We start from the raw sequence: 19,074 nt of genomic DNA, 5'->3' as shown, positions 1-19,074 counted from the left end.
TTCCTCGCGAGAGTGTTGTTTTAGTCGATTTAGTTTGGCAATTTAGGACTAAAGAGAATTTGTGTTGCGGACAGTGAAATTAGTTCGACAATTTCGGACTAATGGATGCGGGGGGAGAAATCCGACCACTCATTTCCTCTTCAATCGCAGTAATTTGTTCCACGATTTGTTCCACGACTTTCTTTTCAACTTCATAGCTATGTATAACCTCATCCGCCATAACCGCTTCGGCGATTTTGAACTTACTAATCTCAGCAAAAAGCTGCTGTGCCAGCTCCAGAATATCATCCGACTCCTCAGCGATTCGGCGTATCGAAGCGTCCTGTTGGATGCTGGTCGAGTTCACCTCTTCAACACCAGCAGCAGTTTCCTGCGCAATGGCGGCAACGAACTGAACGGAATCAACGAGATGATCGTTTTTCGATTGAGCTTGTTCGATTTTCTGATGAATCTGCGCAATCTGCTCTCGGATCACGAACGTCGATTGCTCAATTCGGCTGAAGGAGCCGAATGTCTCCTCCACATGAGAGCTCTGCGTGAGCGCTGACTCACGCGCATCTACCAACGAGAGCTGCAGCTCTTGGATCTGCCCCTGCAGCGTCCCAATAATACCACTGATCGTCTTCGACGATCCGTTCGTTTGCAGGGACAGCTCGCGTACTTCGTCCGCGATCACAGAAAAGCCGCGGCCGTGCACGCCGGCTCTGGCCGCTTCGATCGCGGCATTCAACGCAAGCACATTCGTCTGCGTTGAAATCTCCATGATCGAGCGCACGATGGCGCCGATCTGCTTTGAGCTGGCGCTGAGCGACTGCATCGCAGCGTCCACCTTCTGCAGCAGGAGCTGCGACTGCGCAGTCGATGCTTTGAGCGCCTGCACGGACGCAGTACCTTGCTGCGTGCCGACAGCAGCCTCGTCGCTGCTGCGCTTCATTTCCTGCGTATACGCGCGAATGTCGCGTATCTCCTCCTCCAGCTCGGCGATGAGCAAGGAGCTGCTCTCTGTTTTCATCGCTTGCTCGTCCGCACCTGATGAGATCTCATGGATCGCCTTCAGGATATCCAAGTTGGCTGTAGCTGTAAGCTGTGAAAAGCGATGAAACTCATGCGAATGAGCGGATAAAGAGGAAGCGATGCCCTTTGTGGCGCCAAGCATGGTACGAACCTGCTTGATCATTTGATCAAAGCTGTTGCTTAATTGACCCAACTCATCTTTAGCAGAGGAGTTAATGGTGTGGGTTAGATCACCAGCAGCAATGCGTGCGACCGCTTTTTGCAGCAATGAGATAGGGCGTGTGAACGACGAAATAATGAGAAACGCGATCACTAAGGTTAGGAAGAAGACGCAAGCTGAGGCAACCAGCATAATCGTGCGACTATCATCCAGTGCCTTGGAGGAGCTGGCGATCGCCTGAGCAGCACCGTCTGCATACGTGACGTAAAACTTATCGACTAAACCAAAGATGTTATCCTTCAATTCTTGCGATTCACTATATAGATACAACAGATTGATCTGGAGATCGGTTGGCTTAATGCTCGTATCTTGAACCATTTTAGCAGCGGTATCGAAATTGTTAATGTAATCAACGGAGGCTTGAATTAATAGGCTTCGCCATTTTTGCTGTTCAGGGGTGCTAGCCGTATTACCGATCTTCTGGATGAAGTCATTGTAGGGCTGGCGTTTACTATTGTACTTCTCAATGAACTCCGGTTTTTTTGAAATCTCAAGTCCAGAAGCAATAATGTTCATTTCTTGAACTAAATTTTTAAGCTCTAACGCCATGACTTTAAGATCTACTTTGTCGTTCTGCTCGGTCATATGCTGCTTAATTTGCGTTACCTGATGTAGATTGAACAGGGCCACCGCTACGAAAATAAGCAGTACTCCGCTGAAGCTGGCGATTAATTTTGCGCGCATAGAGAAGTTGGACAACGTCATTTTACCCATGTATGTATTCCTCCTATATATAGACAACCTTAGACATTCTCCGTCTAATTACTTATTAATATAGGGGGCTTCTATTAACTAAAGCGTCGAACTATGTAAATGATTTGTAAATTAAAAGTTTTACATTACGTTTACGTTTCGTGGGTTTGTATTTAACATTCGCTTGTTACCATAAGGGAGTAAGGTCGTTCGACACACAAGAAGATGGGGATCGAACTTAACCAAATCCAGCACATACATTCAAAGGAGGACATGTTAACTATGTTAAACTTCATGTCGAAAAAAGGGATTACTTTTACACTATCCGCGGTATTAATGATGGGGACTTTGGTTGGTTGCGGGGCTAAAACAGAGACGAACAACGCAGCTTCCACTACACCTGCAGCAACTGTAGCAGCTTCTGCAAAACCTTCTGAAACACCTAAAACAGAATTAACGGGTACCGTAACTGCTTCTGGCTCCAGCGCACTTCTACCATTAGTTAAACAAGCGGCAACTGAGTTTATGGAAAAGAACCCGAAAGTAACAATCAACGTTACAGCTGGTGGTTCAGGTACAGGAATTAAAAACGTAGCTGACGGTACTTCCGACATCGGTAACTCCGACGTTGAGCCGGCTGCTGAATATAAAGACAAAGGTCTTGTAGATCACCAAGTTGCTATCGCGCCTTTCGCTTTCATCGTGAACAAAGATGTGAAAGTAGACAACATAACTAAACAACAAGCAACGGATATCTACATGGGTAAAATCACAAACTGGAAAGACGTTGGCGGAAATGATGCGAAGATCGTTCTTGTTCATCGTCCGGACAGCTCAGGTTCCCGTACACTTGTTAAACAAATCATTTTGGATGGCAAAGAATTTACAAAAGACGGTATCACGCAAGAAAACAGCGGTGCTATGAAAACAGCAGTTGTAGGTCAATCCGGTTCCATTGGTTACGTAGATACACCTTATATCGATGACACTGTAAAAGCTTTGAAAATTGATGGCGTAGCTTTCACAGAAGACAACATCAAAAACGGCACTTACAAATTGTTTGGTGTTGAACATATGTACACAAAAGGCGAAGCTAAAGATCCTGCGAAAGCTTTCATTGATTACATCCAAAGCAAAGAATTCCAAGCGAAGCAAGTTCGTGAGTTGAAGTTCTTACCAGCTGATCTGTTGAAAAAATAAGGTATCATACCAAGAGCGTCTGCATCGTATGCAGCGCTCTTTTTTTATTCATAAAAACAAAACTTTTACATTCCCTTAACAAATCATTTACGATCCAATGACATTCATATTCTATGATAATAGTAAGTCTTGTGTAATGTAGAGAAGGGGGAATCACGAAGTGAATTCCATAGTAGATCAACTAACCAGCGCCAAAGCGGACGAGAAGAATCGTCCAATCATCACCAAATGGACCCAAAGACAGCATAGACAAGATAAATTAATGAGGTGGTTATTTGTCGGTAGTGCTGCTTTAGTGTCTGCCATCATTTTCTCTATCATTGTATTCGTAGGTATGCAGGGCATCAAAACTTTTCAAGGTGTGAGTCCTCTCGAGTTTTTCTTCTCAACAGATTGGACGCCTGGTCAAAATAAATTCGGTGCGTTTCCTTTTCTATACAGCACGCTGCTCATGACCCTTGTAGCTGTCGTGATCTCCGTACCGCTTGCCTTATCTGGTGCCTTGTTCATGGCTAAAATTGCACCGAAGTGGATGCGCGAGATCATGCGTCCAGCGACTGACCTATTCGTCGGAATCCCGTCGGTTGTGTATGGTCTGATCGGGATGACGGTCATAGTACCTGCCTTAGGTAAAATAACGGGCGGTGTGGGCTACGGTATTTTGCCAGCAGCCATTATCTTAGCGATTATGATTCTTCCTACTATTTTGTCCATTTCCGAAGACGCCATTCGTTCACTGCCTGGTCGATTGGAGGAAGCTTCGCTAGCGCTTGGCGCAACACGGTGGCAAACGATGTGGCGTGTCCTCTTGCCAGCGGCGAGACCTGGTATTCTGACGGCAATCATCTTGGGAATGGGCCGAGCAATTGGTGAAACGATGGCGGTATTCATGGTTATCGGGAACTCACCGCAAATGCCCAAATCGCTGCTCGACTCTACAACAGTATTAACAACAGCAATCGTTAAAGATATGGGGAATACGAATTACGGGTCAACTTGGAACAATGCGCTCTATTTGATGGCTTTGCTTCTACTTGTCATTTCCTTATCTCTGATTCTTATTATTCGTATCGTAGCCAAGAGGAGTGAATTGAAATGACAAGTAAAACAACAGACCGTATCGCCACCATCTACTTCTGGACATCCGGTATTATCATCATCGGGATTCTGGCATGGTTTCTCATTCGCATACTAGGCGATGGCATCCCTCACCTTTCCTGGCATTTCATATTTGGTAAACCTGAAGAAATCAAAGCCGGCGGCGGCGTAGGACCACAGCTTTTCAACTCTTTTTATGTCTTGTTCTTGTCCCTTGTGATTTCGATTCCGATCGGCTTATTTTCAGGGATTTACCTAGCGATTTATGCGCAAAAGAACTGGTTCACTGACCTTGTCAGAATCTCGGTTGAGGCACTTTCTTCAGTACCGTCTATTGTATTTGGACTCTTCGGTTTTCTACTATTCGCTAATTTGTTAGGACTCAAATTTTCAATTCTTGGCGGCGCGGCGACCGTTGCACTACTGAACTTGCCCGTTATGGTGCGGGTGACAGAGGAAGCCATTCGCACAGTGCCTGACTCTTATTGGGAAGCTAGCTTAGCGCTGGGCTCAACCAAATGGCAAGCGATCCGCAAGGTGCTCATTCCGGCTGCTCTACCCAACTTGATTACAGGGATCACGCTAATTGCTGGTCGTGCGCTGGGTGAATCCGCGATTCTCATTTACACAGCTGGTTTGTCGGTATCGCGCTTTTTTCCAGATTTCAATCCGCTCAAAATGGGAGAGACACTCTCCGTTCATCTATGGTACATCGGTGCAGAATCACTCGTTCCTGATGCGAAAGAAATTGCTAAAGGCAGTGCCGCACTCTTGCTCATCGTTGTTCTAATCTTTAATCTGCTGGTTTCGATACCAAGTCGAATCTTACAAAAAAGACTCTCCGGGGGGAAATAACACATGGCTATTGCGACGAAGTATAAGATTAAGGCAGAGAAATTGAATTTATTTTATGGCGAAAATCAAGCCTTGCACAATATCGATTTGAACATCGAAACCGGCTCTATTTCAGCGCTGATCGGTCCTTCGGGCTGTGGGAAATCGACCTTCCTTCGCACCTTGAACCGAATGAATGATCTCATCGATAACGTGCGGATCACAGGGAATGTTTCTGTGGACGGTCACAATATTTATGGATCAGACTCTGATGTGGTGTCACTCCGTAAGCGAGTCGGCATGGTGTTTCAACGTCCCAATCCTTTTCCAATGAGCATTTACGATAACATCGCCTACGGGCCGCGGATTCATGGTATCAAGAAAAAAGCGGTACTAGATGAAATCGTAGAACGCAGTCTTAAACAAGCAGCGCTTTGGGACGAAGTCAAAGATCGTTTGAACAAGTCGGCTATGGGGTTATCAGGTGGCCAACAACAACGGTTATGTATTGCCCGCCTTCTGGCGGTTGAGCCTGATGTGCTGCTCATGGATGAGCCAACCTCGGCTTTGGATCCTATTTCAACATTGAAAGTTGAAGAACTTACACAAACCTTAAAAGAGAAGTATACGATCATCATCGTGACACACAACATGCAGCAAGCAGCAAGAATCTCGGATATGACATCCTTCTTCCTTAACGGTATTTTAGTTGAAACGGACCAAACCGATAAGATCTTCACGAATCCGAATGACCAACGTACAGAAGATTACATTACGGGACGATTCGGCTAAATCACATAGAGGGAGAGATAGATATGGACGCAAGACCGGGGTTTCATCAATCGTTGGCACTGCTTCAAAAAGAACTGCAGCAAATGGGAGAGAGTGTAGAGCAATTAATTTATGAATCCGTAGAATCTCTCGCGAAACTGGATGAGAAGGCTGCACAGCAAGTCATCCAGAAGGATGATCTCATCGATGATTATTTAACGACCATCGATGAGCTGTGCCTACGCTTAATTGCGCTTCAACAACCAATGGCGAGCGATCTGCGCATCATCGGAACCGCGCTCAAAATTGCAACGGACTTGGAGCGAATCGCCGATCATGCTGTCGACATTGCCAAGATCACAATTCGCTTTGCGGGTGAAGAGCTCGTGAAGCCGCTAGAAGTGATTCCGCAGATGGCTGAAATTGCGATCGAAATGCTGCACGAGAGCCTTCTATCCTATACGGAACGTGATGTACATAGGGCGGCATCACTTGCCGAGAAGGATGACCGTGTAGACAAACTATATAGTACCGTGATGCAAGAGCTGATGGGGATGATGGGAACGGATTATAATCGCAATCGTCAATTAACACATTTGCTTTTTGTCGCGCACTTCTTGGAGCGAGTGGCTGATCATACGACGAATATCGGTGAGGGCGTCATCTATATGGTGACAGGGAAACGGAAAGATTTGAACGTGTAAGTGAGAATGGCATGAGAAGGGCCGCCTCCGAAAGTAGATCTATCTACTTCGGAGGCGGCCCTTTCATTAGTTGGGAGGGAGCGGGAAACGAATCAAGAAGGTTGTCCCATTTGAACTCGAGCTCACTTCAATGGTGGCATTGTGTCTAGAAGCGATGCTATAGCAGATGGCTAAGCCTAGCCCAGTTCCTTCATCTTTCGTGGTGAAGAAGGGACGACCCAGTTTTTCCAAATGCTCGGTTTTAATGCCGCTGCCCTGGTCCGCAATCTGGAGAACGACGTGCTCAGGCTCCGCGTAGGTTGTAATTGTTAACGTTCCGGCGATATTCATGGCCTCAAGTCCGTTCATACACATGTTCAGGATTAGCTGGCGCATTTCTTTATCATCGAGAAGAATTTCTGGACAATAGCCGAATTGGCCATTGACGTGCTTGCCTGACATGACAGCTTCTGCTTGGATTAGAGGCAATAAGCTTTCGATAATGCGGTTAATACTTTCAGGCCGTTGATGGGACTGTTTATTTTTGGCCAAGGAGAGATATTCCGTGATAATATCGTTGGCTCTGTCCAATTCTTCCAACATAATGGGGATATACTCTTTTTGCATATGACGGTCGTTCTCTTGAAATAATTGCAGGAAACCGCGAATGGTCGTCATCGGATTACGAATTTCATGGGCAATACCAGCGGCCATTTCCCCGACCAGATTCAATTGGGCTAAGCGGGCCATTTCGGATTCAAATCGCAAACTCTCGGTGATATCAACGGCGACTTGAAGCAAACAAGTCTCACCTTCGATATCGATGTACTCTGTGGAGAGAAGGGCGGTTCGAATTTCGCCAGTTATCGTTTCGTAGCGTACCTTCGCATTACGAACAATGTCACCGTTTTTCGTAGTATTGATAGCATTCTGCATAAGATCCATCGATTGGCCGATTACTTCGTCCCCATAGCCAGTGTGCTGTTTCCAGCTCTCATTGACATCGATATAGGCAAGATCGGGCAGACGCCTAATGGCCATCAAGGAAGGGGAGAGGATGAACATTTTTTTGAAATGTTCCTGCGAGTTCATGAGCTTCTCATGGGCATCAACAAGCTCAGAAGTTCGCTCTTCTACCCAGTTCTCTAGCAACACATTCTGCTGAATTAACTTCTCTTCCGCTTCTGCAAGCTTGCGGTTCGTTTCTTCTAGATCAAGGGTACGTTTATGTAAAAGCTCACTTTGAGTTTTTAGTTTCTGGTGGTTCAGATGCATATTTACGAAGCCATCTACCTTCATGCGCAGCATTTTGGGATGGACAGGTTTAAATAAATAATCAATGGAGCCAACATGATAGCCTCGTAAGACGTGCTCAATGGAGGTACTGAGGGCTGTTAAGAAAATAATCGGGATATCCTGACAAGCTTTCCGCTGCTTAATAAGTTCTACGGTTTCAAAGCCGCTAAGCCCTGGCATCTGCACATCCATCAAAATAACCGCGATATGATCAGCAGGCTCTTTTAATAAATATCGAAGTGCTTCCTCCCCTGATTGTAAAGAAATAACATCATAGGAAGAAGAGGCCAGAATGCTATTCAGAGCCAGCAAGTTTTCATAGCGATCATCTACCGCCAAGATTTTTACTTGTTGTTCCATCATATGTCCCTTTCCGCGCGAGATCTGCTGTACGCACCTGACAATCCATACAACACCTTTTCGAGGAAAAAGTGTAATTCCCTCTTTTTTTTTGTAAGTCTTTACATACATTTTACATAAGGTTAATCCACCCTATCATTTGGTTTGCTAGACTGGAGTCATATGCAGAAATAGATGAGGGATGATGGACATGAAAGTTCAGTCAGAAGTTGCCTTACAGTTCCAAAATCTGATAGAGGAGCAGCGCATTACTTCCGTCTATCAGCCGATAGTTTCTTTAAGGGATGGTCAAGTGATGGGGTATGAGGCCTTAACACGCGGTCCCGTCGATACACCGTTTCATTCCCCTTTAGGTCTGTTTCAATATGCGGAAGAACAGGGCGAGCTATATCGTTTAGAGCAGTTGGCACGTGAGAAGGCGATTCAGGGATCCATTTTGGAGCATAAGGAGCAGCTGTTATTCATTAATATTTCCTCGCACGTGCTGGAAGACCCGGGATTTATGCCAGGCAAAACACTTGAAATCTTGCAGAAATATGGGCTTAGTCCTAGCAATGTAGTGTTCGAAATTACAGAAAGAAGCTCCATCGAGGACTTCTCTCTAGCTAAGAAAATATTGGCCCACTATCGGACTCAGGGCTACCGAATAGCAATTGATGACGCCGGAGCAGGGTATTCTTCCCTTCAAGCGATTGCCGAGCTGCAGCCAGATTTTATTAAAATTGACCGATCACTCATTGAGAATATTCATCAAAATAAAGTGAAAGCGTATATTCTCGAAACGTTTGTAACGTTTGCCCATAAAATGAACATCTCGTTGATCGCGGAAGGGATTGAACAGATAGAAGAGCTCGCCAAACTAACGCAGATGGGTGTGCATTTTGCCCAAGGTTATCTGCTTGGCAGACCTTCTACTTCACCTGCACTAGTGGAGGATGCGCATAAAATGATGATCTGGCAGTATCGCCATGTACAAGGAGGAAATATGACGTGGCATATCGGCGGGCTGAAAACACCCTCAGGTGTGTTTCATACACATGTCATGATTTCAGAAGTTGCGGACTATTTTAAAAAGAATCAAGAGGCGGTCGGGGTGGTCATCGTTCAAGAAGAAAAGCCCGTGGGGCTTGTGATGAGAGATCGCTTGTTTCAGCATTTGGCGGGACAATATGCCTACTCCTTGTACTGGAATCGGAGAATAGATAGTGTGATGGATGCTTCGCCATTGATCGTAGATGAGCAGGTGGCTGTTGAACAGGTGTCACTGCTGGCAACGTCACGCGCCATTCATCATTTATACGATCTTGTCATCATCACAAGCAATGGGAAAATGGCGGGGACTGCGTCGATTCGAACGATTCTGGAGAGCATTACGAATGTCAGGATGGAATCTGCGCGTGTGGCGAACCCGTTGACAGGTCTTCCAGGTAATTTGCAAATTAATCGGGAAATTAGCAAGCGAATTAACGAGCAAGAGCACTTTCAAGTTATTTATGCGGATTTGGATTATTTCAAATGGTATAACGATCGCTTTGGGTTTCAAAAAGGGGATCAGCTCATTCAGTATACGGCCGATGTGCTGCAACAGGCGATTGCCTTTTATGGAACTCCGCATGATTTCGTTGGGCATGTCGGCGGCGATGATTTTATCGCCATTTCCACGACACTTTCACCGAAGCTGCTCTGTCAGGAGATCATTCATCGGTTCGAAGCGGGTGTCAGCGTGTTCTACGAAGGTGAAACATGGGAGAATGTCGTGGATCGGAGCGGCAATAAAGTTGAGAGCGAGGGGGTCACTTTATCGCTGTCGCTAGTGATATGCAACTGTGAGGCCCCCATTACACTGGAGTATATTTCGCAAACAGCGGCTCAGCTCAAGAAGAAAGCGAAGGCGCACCAGGGCAGCATCTATTATTTTCAAGCGATTAATTAACTTAATTCCTGCGTTCCCATACATATGAAGCATCAAAACGTATAAACCAATTGTTTGAAGGAGCGAACAATGATAACCTTCTGCTTCCCGATTCGCCGCTCCGAAATTTTCTTGATATTTGCCGGATGAATCCAGACCGCGTCGATCCCCGCCGTGGCTGCGCCGACCACATCGTTGCGCCACGAATTTCCAACCATCACACTTTGGCCCGCAGCCGTGTTCATCGATTTCAGAGCTTGCTCAAAAATCGCCGGATGCGGTTTCCGTGGACCATCATTCTCCGTTGTAAACAACCTCTCCTGATCAAACCACGAGGTTAGCTTCATTTTTTCCAAATTGCGCTGGAGACGTTTGCGGTTCCCGTTGCTAATAATGGCTAGCTTATACTGACGTGACAGCGCTTCTAGTGTATCTTCTACCCCTGGAAATAAAGCCACGAAATTGTCTTCACGTTCTTCCACTTGATTGAAGAAGGTTCGTGTAAACGCGGTATTCACCTGCATCGGAAACGGGTGCAGCGCTTTGATTAAACAAATGTGGCGCAGCTCGTCAGGCGAGATGGGGCTTCTGATCGGTGTTTTGCGATGGCGGCTCCACTCGGACTTATAGCTAAGCAGTGCCTCTTGCGCGCTCGCTTTCGTATCTTCAGCATCCCATCTTCCCGTGAAATCCTGCATGACTTCAAGAAAAGCGGAATCGAAGCATTGCCTGCGATCGAGAATCGTATTATTCATATCAAAAAAGATAAGCTTTTTACGTGTGGGTGAGAAAAAAGGACTCATACGGAGAACCTCCTTCTGAAGACCGGTCCAATCTAACACTCTGATAAACGCTCCTGTCCTAGAGGGACAGCGTCATCGTTTATTACCAAACACTTATCACCCCACCGCTGTAGTCTAGGCTGCCTTTCAATGATTGTTGTTCTTTCCTTATATCTCTCCATAAACGCTCCCGTCCTTGAAGGACGGCGTAGCCGTTTATTTCGTTTCCTTACATGTTTATGTAGGGAACCGTTTTTTTATTTTAATTTCGTATGCTATGATTATAGAAGTATGTCTAAAAATGGGGTGGAACTTATGGATAAGCTTATTATTATTGATGGGAACTCAATTGCGTTTCGTGCCTTCTATGCGTTGCCGCTGCTCAGCAACTCCAGCGGGTTACATACCAATGCGGTATATGGCTTTACGACGATGCTGTTGAAGTTAATTGAAGAAGAAAAACCGACCCATTTTCTCGTTGCGTTTGATGCGGGGAAAATTACGTTTCGACATACAGAATATGCGGAGTATAAAGGCGGTCGCGCCAAAACGCCGCCAGAGCTCTCTGAACAATTTCCGTTAATTAAAGATTTATTGAAGGCTTTCAAAATCCCGCAATTCGAGCTCTCCGGCTATGAAGCGGATGATATTATCGGCACGTTGACGAAAGCGGCGGATGCCAAAGGGGAGAAGGTTCTTCTCATTTCCGGTGACAAGGATATGCTCCAACTTGCTTCCGACCAAGTTACCGTAGGAATCACCCGCAAGGGGATCAGTGAAATGGATCGTTTCGATCCGGAAGCGATTAAAGAAAAATACGGCCTCACGCCGAATCAGATCATTGATTTGAAGGGCCTCATGGGCGATACGTCCGATAATATTCCGGGTATCCCCGGCGTAGGCGAGAAGACTGCGCTTAAGATGCTGCATGACTTTGGCACTGTCGAAGAAGTGTTGGCGAACACAGCAAGCCTAAAAGGTAAAATGAAAGAAAAAGTGGAAGAGCATGCCAAGAGTGCTCTCATGAGTAAGGAATTGGCGACCATCTACCGTGAGGTTCCGATGGAAACAGCCTGGGATTCGTTCCGATATGATGGCTTTGATGGACAAGCTTTGTCGAGTATGTTCCGCAAGCTCGAGTTCAAATCGCTGTTGGAGAAGCTGGATTTTGGTTCCGTTACCGTGGAGGAAGAAGGCCTCGTTGTTGAGAGTCTGGAAGCTGTTGCAGTAACAGAAAGTAATATCGAGACGTTAATTGCCAAACTAGATGATTATGCCGCGATCCATGTGGAAGCTGTTGGTGAAAATCCCCATCAAGCTGTCATGGTTGGGATTGTGTGGTTTATGGACGATGGCGGGGAAAATACGTCCTACTTTGTGCCGTTTGATCTGTTGCAAAGTGAAGCGGGTAAGGCGCTGCGCGATTGGTTGAGCGACGCTTCGAAGAAGAAGCAATTATTCGACCTGCACCGCGCGCAGCTGGCGCTCGCTTGGCAGGGCATCCACCTCGCAGGGGTGGATTTCGATGTGCTGCTGGCCGCCTATCTCCTCGATCCGACGGAGTCGAATCTCAGCTTGAGCGGCCTGTCGGTGAAGTACGGTCTGCCGTCTGTGAAGGCAGACGAGGATGTGTTCGGCAAAGGCGCGAAGTTTCGCCTGCCGGAACTTGCTGCGCTTAGCGACCACTTGGGTCGCAAAGCGATGGCGATGGCGCGCATGGTTCCCGTGCTGCGCGATGAATTAGAGAAGGGCGAGATGCATCGCCTCTTCTACGAGCTTGAACTGCCCCTCTCCGCCGTTCTTGCGGAGATGGAGATGCGCGGCATCGCGGTCGATGCCGAAGGGCTTAAAACGCTCGGCGTGGAGCTTGGTAAGCAGCTGGACACGATCATGTCCAGTATTTACAAGCTTGCCGGCGTCGAGTTCAACATCAACTCACCGAAGCAGCTCGGTGAGATTCTGTTCGAGAAGCTGGGGCTGCCAGCTTCGAAGAAGACCAAGACCGGCTACTCGACGGATGCCGAGGTGCTGGAACGTCTTGCGCCCTACAACGAGGTTGTCGGGCAGATCCTGCACTACCGCTCGCTAGCGAAGCTGCAGTCGACGTACGTCGAGGGGCTGCTTAAAGAGGTGCGGCCTGAGACCGGTAAGGTGCATACCTATTACCGGCAGACGATTGCCGCGACGGGACGTCTCAGCAGCCAGTTCCCGAACCTCCAAAACATTCCGATTCGTCTGGAGGAGGGCCGGAAGATCCGCAAGGTTTTCGTTCCATCCGAACCGGGATGGTACATTCTTGCTGCGGATTACTCGCAAATCGAGCTGCGCGTGCTAGCGCACATCTCGCAGGATGACAAGCTGAAGGAAGCATTCCTTCAGAATATGGACATTCATACGAAGACGGCGATGGACGTCTTCGGCGTAGAAGAAAGCGCCGTCGACAGCAATATGCGCCGTCAAGCGAAGGCCGTTAACTTCGGTATCGTTTACGGTATCAGCGATTACGGCTTGTCCCAGAACTTAGATATTACCCGTCGGGAAGCGGCACAGTTCATTGAACAGTATTTTGCCGTGTTCCAAGGGGTTAGAAAATATATGGATGAGATCGTTAAGGATGCCCGCAGGGATGGCTTTGTGATCACCTTGCTACAACGTCGACGCTTATTGCCGGAAATCACGCATTCGAACTTTAATATCCGTTCCTTCGCAGAACGCACCGCGATGAATACGCCGATTCAAGGGACGGCAGCCGATATCATTAAACTGGCGATGGTTCAAATGGCAGATCGATTGGTTAAAGAAGGGCTGAAGAGCCGTATGCTGCTTCAGGTACACGATGAGCTTGTATTTGAAGTGCCAGCCGATGAGCTGGAAACGATGCGTCAGCTCGTGCCTGAAGTGATGGCTGCTGCGCTGAAGCTGGACGTTCCTTTACGGGCGGACGTTGATTTCGGTCTGACTTGGTATGATGCGAAGTAACACTCAACATCTAGAAGGAGGTGAACACCTTGCCTGAGCTTCCCGAGGTGGAAACCGTCAAACGAACGTTAAACGCACTAATTACGGGAAAAACAATTGCCCATGTTGTGGTCAGGCTGCCTCGCATTATTCAAAAGCCTGACGATATTCAGCAATTTGAAACGTTGCTCCAAGGTCAAACAATTGAAACGATTGAGCGAAGAGGGAAGTTTCTTCGTTTCGTACTCACGGACTATGTGATGGTTTCCCATTTGCGCATGGAAGGCCGCTATGGCTTGTATGCAGGTGAGGATCCACTAGAGCCGCATACGCATGTCTTATTTCGTTTTACGGATGAGAGTGAGTTGAGATACAAGGATGTGCGGCAATTCGGCACGATGCATCTGTTCTACAAAGGCGAAGAGCTTACGCAGCCTCCGCTGGTGAAGCTCGGTCTTGAGCCGCTCGACGATGCGTTTACCTTGGAAGCTTTTCGCGGGGTGATTGCCCATCGGGCGACGAAGATCAAGCCGCTGCTGCTCAATCAAGCATATATCGTAGGCATTGGGAATATTTATGTAGACGAGTCCCTCTTCTTGGCGGGCATTCATCCCGAACGGGAAGCTTCCTCGCTGAGCAAGGGGGAGCTCGGTTTGCTGCACGAGGCGATTATTCGAACCCTGCAAGACTCGGTTGAAGTAGGCGGCTCCTCGATTAAATCGTATGTGAATGGACAAGGTGAAATCGGCCTGTTCCAGCATCAATTGAACATTTATGGTCGACAATCTCAGCCGTGTAAAACTTGCGGGAATGAAATCGTAAAGACAGTTGTGGGGGGCAGAGGGACGCATATATGTCTCACTTGTCAACCGTTGAAGCCCAAGCGGTCAAGAAAGAAGTCTGAAAAATAGGCACGTGAAGCATACCCTCTCCATATGATATGGAGTACTTAGCCCAGATAAACAGCTCGCAAAGCTCGGTTTATCTGCAAAACGCTTAGGAGGGTTTGTATGCTTCCTGTCATTTCTCTGCTCATTTTGGCATTTGCGGTTTCTTTGGACGGTTTCGGTGTTGGCGTCATGTATGGGCTACGCAAAATCCGAATTCCACTCGTATCTATTGGGATTATATCGCTTTGGTCAGGCATCATTATTTTCACATCGATGCAGATCGGCGTTCTTATGTCTTCCTTCATGTCACCTTCGTTTGCCAAACGGATTGGCGCCTTGATCTTAATTGGTATTGGTGTGTGGGCTCTGATTCAAATGAGACAAGGACAGAAAAGCCAAGCGCAGCAAGAGCAAACAGCTCCTTCACTGGAGCAAGCGGTTGTCAGCGGTATGCCTCACGCCGATATTCGCAACTCAGGCTATGTAGAGCCGATTACGTTTGACACGTTACAGAGAACGAAAGAGATTCTCAGTATTGAGTTGAAGCGCTTTGGCCTTGTAATTCAAATATTACGAACGCCATCCATTGCGGATGTGGATAAGTCAGGCAATATTTCAGCCTCTGAGGCTACTTTGCTCGGATTGGCTCTGTCCTTAGACGCCTTCGGAGCAGGGATTGGTGCCGCTCTTATCGGCTTTGTGCCGCTATTAACGGCATCGGTTATTTCGATCTCCAGCGGATCTTTACTGGCTGTTGGTTTGCGGATTGGGTTCCGTTATGCGGAAATGAACTGGATGAAAAAGCTGTCGATCCTTCCAGGCTGTGTTCTTATTATCATGGGACTTTTGAAAATGCTATAGTCCAGCATCAATGGACGTTAGGAGAGAAGAGCTTATGAATATCGGCCTAACAGGAGGCATTGCCTGTGGAAAAAGCACGGTTAGCCTTATGCTCGTTAGCCGTGGCGCCTTATTAATCGATGCCGATCAGATTGCTCGCGATGTTGTCGAGCCTGGCAGCCCTGTTCTTGAACAGGTTGCCGCACATTTTGGACAAGCTGTCATTGGAACAGATGGTTCTTTGCAACGCAAGAAACTAGGTGAAATCATTTTCGGATCCTCTGAAGCGCGCAAGCAGCTGGAGGGTTTGCTTCATCCCCCGATTCGCGCAAGGATGCGTGAACAAATGGCAGCGTATGAACAGGAGCACCCTAACAAGCTGGTTGTGGTTGATGTTCCTTTACTCATAGAATCAAACTTGGTTTCGATGTTTCAGGAAATCATGGTCGTTTATATCCCGCGGCACTTGCAATTGGAACGACTGATGAAGCGAGATGGCTTGTCTGTAGAGACAGCGCAGCTCAGGTTGGATGCACAAATGTCCATCGAAGAGAAACGAAAGCTAGCGGATATTGTCATTGACAATAGCGGTACGTGGGAAGAAACCAACATGCGGGTAGAACAGTTCTGGGTAGGGAAGGGATTGGCATGACGTTCTTTCGAAAAAAGCGCATGTTTGCTCTTCTGCTCATTGTATTTGTCATGATCCTGTTCATGAATAGCACAATTATCGGAAGAAAGCTATACCCGATCTATTTTCAGCAGGAAATTCGACAGAACGCGGCGAAACACAATGTAGATCCTTTTTTAATTGCTGCCATTATCCGGGTCGAAACGAATTATCAACATCATTTAGAGTCGAGCAAAGGGGCATTAGGGTTGATGCAGCTTATGCCTGATACCGCAGATTGGATTGCGGATTCCTCGAATTTAGGGCCTCATTCGCAAGATGATTTACTTCGTGTTGATATTAACATTTTTTTAGGGTCATGGTATTTAAATTGGTTAATCAAGCATTATAATGGTAATTTGATCTATGCCATTGCGGCCTATAATGCGGGTCAAGGCAATGTGAACAAATGGAAAAACAACGGCGTGTGGGACGGGGACGAAGCGAATATTCGTGATATTCCATTTGGCGAAACGCGTCATTACGTACAACGGGTTTTATATTACTACGAAAAGTATACGAAGCTTTATACAGAGCAATGGAATAGCGCATAAAACAAAGAAGCATTGGACTAGCTCCCAGGGGAGCGAAGAGTCCAATACTTCTTGTTTGCAGAGTCACGAGCTAGTTAATTCAAGATTACTTGAATTGACCTGCTAGAGATTGTTCTGCGATTTGTACCAGGCGACGAGTAATGCTACCACCAATAGAGCCAGTGTCACGAGAAGTCATGTTGCCATAGTAGCCATCTTGAGGGATAGCAATACCAAGCTCTTGAGCTACCTCGTACTTCAACTGATCCAATGCTGCATTAGCTTGTGGAACGACTAAAGTATTGTTTGAACTCATGTCTGTTCACCTCCTTGTCGGTTGGTAAATCTATTGTGTGCAGAACACGAATCTTCAAGACATGTAACATCTGGTAAAGTTATTTCCAAGAGAGAAAGGAGAGGAAAGCGAATGAAATGCCCGTTCTGTGACCATTCCGGTACGAAAGTGCTTGATTCAAGGTCTGCCAATGAGAATAAATCCATTCGTCGGCGCCGTGAATGCGAGAAATGCGCAAGAAGATTCACGACCTTTGAAATGGTAGAAGAAACACCTTTAATTGTGATTAAAAAAGATGGAAGTCGGGAAGAATTTAGTCGAGAGAAAATTTTACGAGGCTTAATTCGCGCTTGTGAAAAAAGACCTGTTTCCATGGAAAGGCTAGAGATGCTTGTCTCCGAAGTTGAAATGCAGCTGCGCACAACGGCTCATGCCGAAGTCGACAGCCTAGGCATTGGTGAAATTGTGATGGAGCAATTGTACCCTGTCGATGAAGTGGCCTACATTCGCTTCGCCTCTGTATATAGACAATTCAAGGACATCAACATGTTTTTGAAGGAGTTAACGCAAATATTGGGAAAGCATGATGTCAATCTGCTTCGGGATAAATAAGTTAACCTGATCGATATAAAAGCCGCATCGCCTCGTTATTGAATCATGAGGCGATGCGGCTTTCTATGTTTTGAATAGCGATTTTTACCTAGTTCGTATGAATCGTCGTCGTGACCACCAAATTGTTCGTTGTTGAGGTGGAGGTGGAGGATGCTGTGAAGGATAACGTTTCTAAATTGACAGTCACTCCAATGGTGAGCCCATTATTAATCACCAAATTAGCCGTCGTTAAAGTCGTCAAATAGCCTAAAAGAAGAACACCATTTACAAATACATTGTAATACCCATTACTCCCAGGAACCGTAAGGCTATTCGCGGCTAGATTGGCACCTGTATCATCTCTAAAGCTAGATGAAGGAATCGTGGTCACACCGCCGAGAATATTCCCTAATACGACATTGGCTGTGAATCGTTTGACAAGCGGGGTAAGGGTTGTTGTTGTAGTCGTTGTAATCGTTCCTGAAACCACACTGGTTGCCGTTAAATGAAGGGTGATTAGGTGTTCGCTCATGGTTGTCCTCCTTTCTAGATGTGACGATTTTTTGCAACTCTAGCACTTGCTATATCATATGTTAGTAACAGCTAGTTTGATTGGGAATTCAGATGCTGACACAAATTGATTTGTTTTTTTTCGAAATGTGACAAAAAATAAAAAAAGACAGCGGGCATCCCGCTGTCTTATGCTGCTAAAAGCCGTAGAAGTCAATAAACACGCCACCTTAAGCGCTTTTGAAAAAAAAATATTCGCATGACATCAACCGACTGTATTTTTGTAAGCGATAAGGCATAATTCGTTTATTGAGTGCGTTTGTCCAGTTCACTTCGCAGAAATTGAATAAACCGAACAGCTTCGTCAGGGGTCAATACGTTGTTATCAAATGTAAAGGAGAACATGTCCAAAAGTTCACTCTCTGGAAGATGCAAGTTGTCCACTAATTGCTTCACATGCAAGCTCATATTGCCGTCAATTACCATTTTATTCATGAATCCGATTTCCTCCTTTGTCGTACTGCATGTATCGGATGGAGGCGGCAGCTGGCTGACATATTGGATAAGAGCTGATCACGCCAATTTAGTCCCTCTAGCTTTGCGTCGCCACTTTTCAGTGGTTTTGCCCTTTCATACCGATAATGCTTATATGAAAACTATATCACAGGTTAGGATTGACTTGCTATTAATTACATTAATTCGAAGGATGGTTGAAGCATATGTCCGTCAATAGCCCAAAATCCAGTAAAATAACTCACGAATTGGATATTGTTAAGGTTGCAGAGGTGCTTGGCCTTGATCAAGCTCGCTTACTCGCTTATGTCTATGCTCGTCCAGAAGCGATTCCCGCCTATGTTGCAACTGAGCCGTTGTCTCCTTCGGATCCATCCTAACCATAAATAAAAAAGCACCGCAACGATGAAG

Annotated in this window: 19 protein-coding genes and 1 riboswitch; of the genes, 13 read left to right on the top strand and 6 right to left on the bottom strand. The window is 46.4% G+C overall.

The features are described 5' to 3' along the window. Window positions 1-79: 79 nt before the first annotated feature. Complete coding sequence (locus AC58UX_RS07630; protein WP_497251085.1) at window positions 80-1,948, bottom strand: methyl-accepting chemotaxis protein; 1,869 nt, start codon at window positions 1,946-1,948, stop codon at window positions 80-82. A 261-nt stretch (window positions 1,949-2,209) separates the two neighbouring features. Between AC58UX_RS07630 and AC58UX_RS07625 the strand changes: the two genes are divergently transcribed. The 5 genes from AC58UX_RS07625 to phoU all read left to right on the top strand — a co-directional run bounded on the left by AC58UX_RS07625 (window position 2,210) and on the right by phoU (window position 6,534). Further along, window positions 2,210-3,127, top strand: a complete 918-nt coding sequence (locus AC58UX_RS07625) for a phosphate ABC transporter substrate-binding protein (protein ID WP_497251083.1) — start codon at window positions 2,210-2,212, stop codon at window positions 3,125-3,127. Between the two features lie 160 nt (window positions 3,128-3,287). Then, window positions 3,288-4,226: a phosphate ABC transporter permease subunit PstC gene (gene pstC / locus AC58UX_RS07620; protein WP_497251081.1), complete on the top strand. Its 939-nt coding sequence runs from the start codon at window positions 3,288-3,290 to the stop codon at window positions 4,224-4,226. Further along, a complete protein-coding gene (gene pstA / locus AC58UX_RS07615) occupies window positions 4,223-5,080 on the top strand; it encodes a phosphate ABC transporter permease PstA (protein WP_497251079.1) in 858 nt (285 codons plus the stop codon). Before pstC ends, pstA begins: the two co-directional genes overlap by 4 nt. Window positions 5,081-5,083: 3 nt before the next feature. After that, window positions 5,084-5,851: a phosphate ABC transporter ATP-binding protein PstB gene (gene pstB / locus AC58UX_RS07610; RefSeq protein ID WP_497251077.1), complete on the top strand. Its 768-nt coding sequence runs from the start codon at window positions 5,084-5,086 to the stop codon at window positions 5,849-5,851. A 23-nt stretch (window positions 5,852-5,874) separates the two neighbouring features. Further along, entirely contained in the window at window positions 5,875-6,534 is a 660-nt protein-coding gene (gene phoU, locus AC58UX_RS07605; RefSeq protein WP_497251075.1) for a phosphate signaling complex protein PhoU, read from the top strand. Window positions 6,535-6,600: 66 nt separating this feature from the next. On the opposite strand, the gene AC58UX_RS07600 is transcribed toward phoU, so the two are convergent. Next, window positions 6,601-8,169: an ATP-binding protein gene (locus AC58UX_RS07600; RefSeq protein WP_497251073.1), complete on the bottom strand. Its 1,569-nt coding sequence runs from the start codon at window positions 8,167-8,169 to the stop codon at window positions 6,601-6,603. A 190-nt stretch (window positions 8,170-8,359) separates the two neighbouring features. Here AC58UX_RS07600 and AC58UX_RS07595 point away from each other — a divergent pair, with 190 nt between their 5' ends. Further along, window positions 8,360-10,102: a GGDEF domain-containing protein gene (locus AC58UX_RS07595; RefSeq protein WP_497251071.1), complete on the top strand. Its 1,743-nt coding sequence runs from the start codon at window positions 8,360-8,362 to the stop codon at window positions 10,100-10,102. Window positions 10,103-10,134: 32 nt separating this feature from the next. Here the strand turns inward: AC58UX_RS07595 and AC58UX_RS07590 are convergent, their stop codons facing one another. Beyond that, the gene (locus AC58UX_RS07590) at window positions 10,135-10,884 is read right to left on the bottom strand and encodes an HAD family hydrolase (RefSeq protein ID WP_497251069.1); all 750 of its coding nucleotides are present in this window, start codon (window positions 10,882-10,884) and stop codon (window positions 10,135-10,137) included. 294 nt (window positions 10,885-11,178) lie between these two features. Here AC58UX_RS07590 and polA point away from each other — a divergent pair, with 294 nt between their 5' ends. The 5 genes from polA (at window position 11,179) to AC58UX_RS07565 (ending at window position 16,775) form a co-directional block, all read left to right on the top strand. Further along, complete coding sequence (gene polA, locus AC58UX_RS07585; protein ID WP_497251067.1) at window positions 11,179-13,842, top strand: DNA polymerase I; 2,664 nt, start codon at window positions 11,179-11,181, stop codon at window positions 13,840-13,842. A 29-nt stretch (window positions 13,843-13,871) separates the two neighbouring features. After that, window positions 13,872-14,732 carry a DNA-formamidopyrimidine glycosylase gene (gene mutM / locus AC58UX_RS07580; RefSeq protein WP_497251065.1) on the top strand — a complete coding sequence of 287 codons (861 nt, stop codon included), beginning with the start codon at window positions 13,872-13,874 and terminating at the stop codon, window positions 14,730-14,732. Window positions 14,733-14,831: 99 nt separating this feature from the next. Next, entirely contained in the window at window positions 14,832-15,572 is a 741-nt protein-coding gene (locus AC58UX_RS07575; RefSeq protein ID WP_497251063.1) for an MntP/YtaF family protein, read from the top strand. A gap of 34 nt (window positions 15,573-15,606) precedes the next feature. Further along, window positions 15,607-16,203, top strand: a complete 597-nt coding sequence (coaE, locus tag AC58UX_RS07570; RefSeq protein ID WP_497251061.1) for a dephospho-CoA kinase — start codon at window positions 15,607-15,609, stop codon at window positions 16,201-16,203. Next, window positions 16,200-16,775 (top strand): lytic transglycosylase domain-containing protein, encoded by a 576-nt coding sequence (locus AC58UX_RS07565; RefSeq protein WP_497251059.1) that lies wholly within the window; start codon window positions 16,200-16,202, stop codon window positions 16,773-16,775. Before coaE ends, AC58UX_RS07565 begins: the two co-directional genes overlap by 4 nt. Window positions 16,776-16,860: 85 nt before the next feature. Here the strand turns inward: AC58UX_RS07565 and AC58UX_RS07560 are convergent, their stop codons facing one another. Next, window positions 16,861-17,070: an alpha/beta-type small acid-soluble spore protein gene (locus AC58UX_RS07560; RefSeq protein ID WP_497241099.1), complete on the bottom strand. Its 210-nt coding sequence runs from the start codon at window positions 17,068-17,070 to the stop codon at window positions 16,861-16,863. Between the two features lie 111 nt (window positions 17,071-17,181). On the opposite strand from AC58UX_RS07560, the gene nrdR reads away from it, so the two are divergent. Next, window positions 17,182-17,661 carry a transcriptional regulator NrdR gene (gene nrdR / locus AC58UX_RS07555; protein ID WP_497251057.1) on the top strand — a complete coding sequence of 160 codons (480 nt, stop codon included), beginning with the start codon at window positions 17,182-17,184 and terminating at the stop codon, window positions 17,659-17,661. 88 nt (window positions 17,662-17,749) lie between these two features. On the opposite strand, the gene AC58UX_RS07550 is transcribed toward nrdR, so the two are convergent. Continuing rightward, on the bottom strand, window positions 17,750-18,172 hold the full coding sequence (locus AC58UX_RS07550) for a DUF4183 domain-containing protein (RefSeq protein ID WP_497251055.1): 423 nt from the start codon (window positions 18,170-18,172) through the stop codon (window positions 17,750-17,752). A 284-nt stretch (window positions 18,173-18,456) separates the two neighbouring features. After that, on the bottom strand, window positions 18,457-18,645 hold the full coding sequence (locus tag AC58UX_RS07545) for a hypothetical protein (protein WP_497251053.1): 189 nt from the start codon (window positions 18,643-18,645) through the stop codon (window positions 18,457-18,459). A gap of 43 nt (window positions 18,646-18,688) precedes the next feature. Continuing rightward, a riboswitch (cyclic di-GMP riboswitch) is annotated at window positions 18,689-18,787 on the bottom strand. 82 nt (window positions 18,788-18,869) lie between these two features. Between AC58UX_RS07545 and AC58UX_RS07540 the strand changes: the two genes are divergently transcribed. Next, on the top strand, window positions 18,870-19,043 hold the full coding sequence (locus AC58UX_RS07540; RefSeq protein WP_497251051.1) for a hypothetical protein: 174 nt from the start codon (window positions 18,870-18,872) through the stop codon (window positions 19,041-19,043). Window positions 19,044-19,074: the final 31 nt, after the last annotated feature.

Source organism: Paenibacillus sp. J22P90, from assembly GCF_059692195.1.
Note: the sequence above shows the minus strand (reverse complement) of the source record. Positions and strands in the feature narration are given on the sequence as shown.

Coding starts and splice junctions, on each gene's coding strand:
- AC58UX_RS07630 (WP_497251085.1), bottom strand. CDS start 1,948: ATGGGTAAAATGACGTTGTCCAACTTCTCTATGCGCGCAAAATTAATC.
- AC58UX_RS07625 (WP_497251083.1), top strand. CDS start 2,210: ATGTTAAACTTCATGTCGAAAAAAGGGATTACTTTTACACTATCCGCG.
- pstA (WP_497251079.1), top strand. CDS start 4,223: ATGACAAGTAAAACAACAGACCGTATCGCCACCATCTACTTCTGGACA.
- pstB (WP_497251077.1), top strand. CDS start 5,084: ATGGCTATTGCGACGAAGTATAAGATTAAGGCAGAGAAATTGAATTTA.
- phoU (WP_497251075.1), top strand. CDS start 5,875: ATGGACGCAAGACCGGGGTTTCATCAATCGTTGGCACTGCTTCAAAAA.
- AC58UX_RS07600 (WP_497251073.1), bottom strand. CDS start 8,169: ATGGAACAACAAGTAAAAATCTTGGCGGTAGATGATCGCTATGAAAAC.
- AC58UX_RS07595 (WP_497251071.1), top strand. CDS start 8,360: ATGAAAGTTCAGTCAGAAGTTGCCTTACAGTTCCAAAATCTGATAGAG.
- AC58UX_RS07590 (WP_497251069.1), bottom strand. CDS start 10,884: ATGAGTCCTTTTTTCTCACCCACACGTAAAAAGCTTATCTTTTTTGAT.
- polA (WP_497251067.1), top strand. CDS start 11,179: ATGGATAAGCTTATTATTATTGATGGGAACTCAATTGCGTTTCGTGCC.
- AC58UX_RS07575 (WP_497251063.1), top strand. CDS start 14,832: ATGCTTCCTGTCATTTCTCTGCTCATTTTGGCATTTGCGGTTTCTTTG.
- coaE (WP_497251061.1), top strand. CDS start 15,607: ATGAATATCGGCCTAACAGGAGGCATTGCCTGTGGAAAAAGCACGGTT.
- AC58UX_RS07565 (WP_497251059.1), top strand. CDS start 16,200: ATGACGTTCTTTCGAAAAAAGCGCATGTTTGCTCTTCTGCTCATTGTA.
- AC58UX_RS07560 (WP_497241099.1), bottom strand. CDS start 17,070: ATGAGTTCAAACAATACTTTAGTCGTTCCACAAGCTAATGCAGCATTG.
- nrdR (WP_497251057.1), top strand. CDS start 17,182: ATGAAATGCCCGTTCTGTGACCATTCCGGTACGAAAGTGCTTGATTCA.
- AC58UX_RS07550 (WP_497251055.1), bottom strand. CDS start 18,172: ATGAGCGAACACCTAATCACCCTTCATTTAACGGCAACCAGTGTGGTT.
- AC58UX_RS07545 (WP_497251053.1), bottom strand. CDS start 18,645: ATGAATAAAATGGTAATTGACGGCAATATGAGCTTGCATGTGAAGCAA.
- AC58UX_RS07540 (WP_497251051.1), top strand. CDS start 18,870: ATGTCCGTCAATAGCCCAAAATCCAGTAAAATAACTCACGAATTGGAT.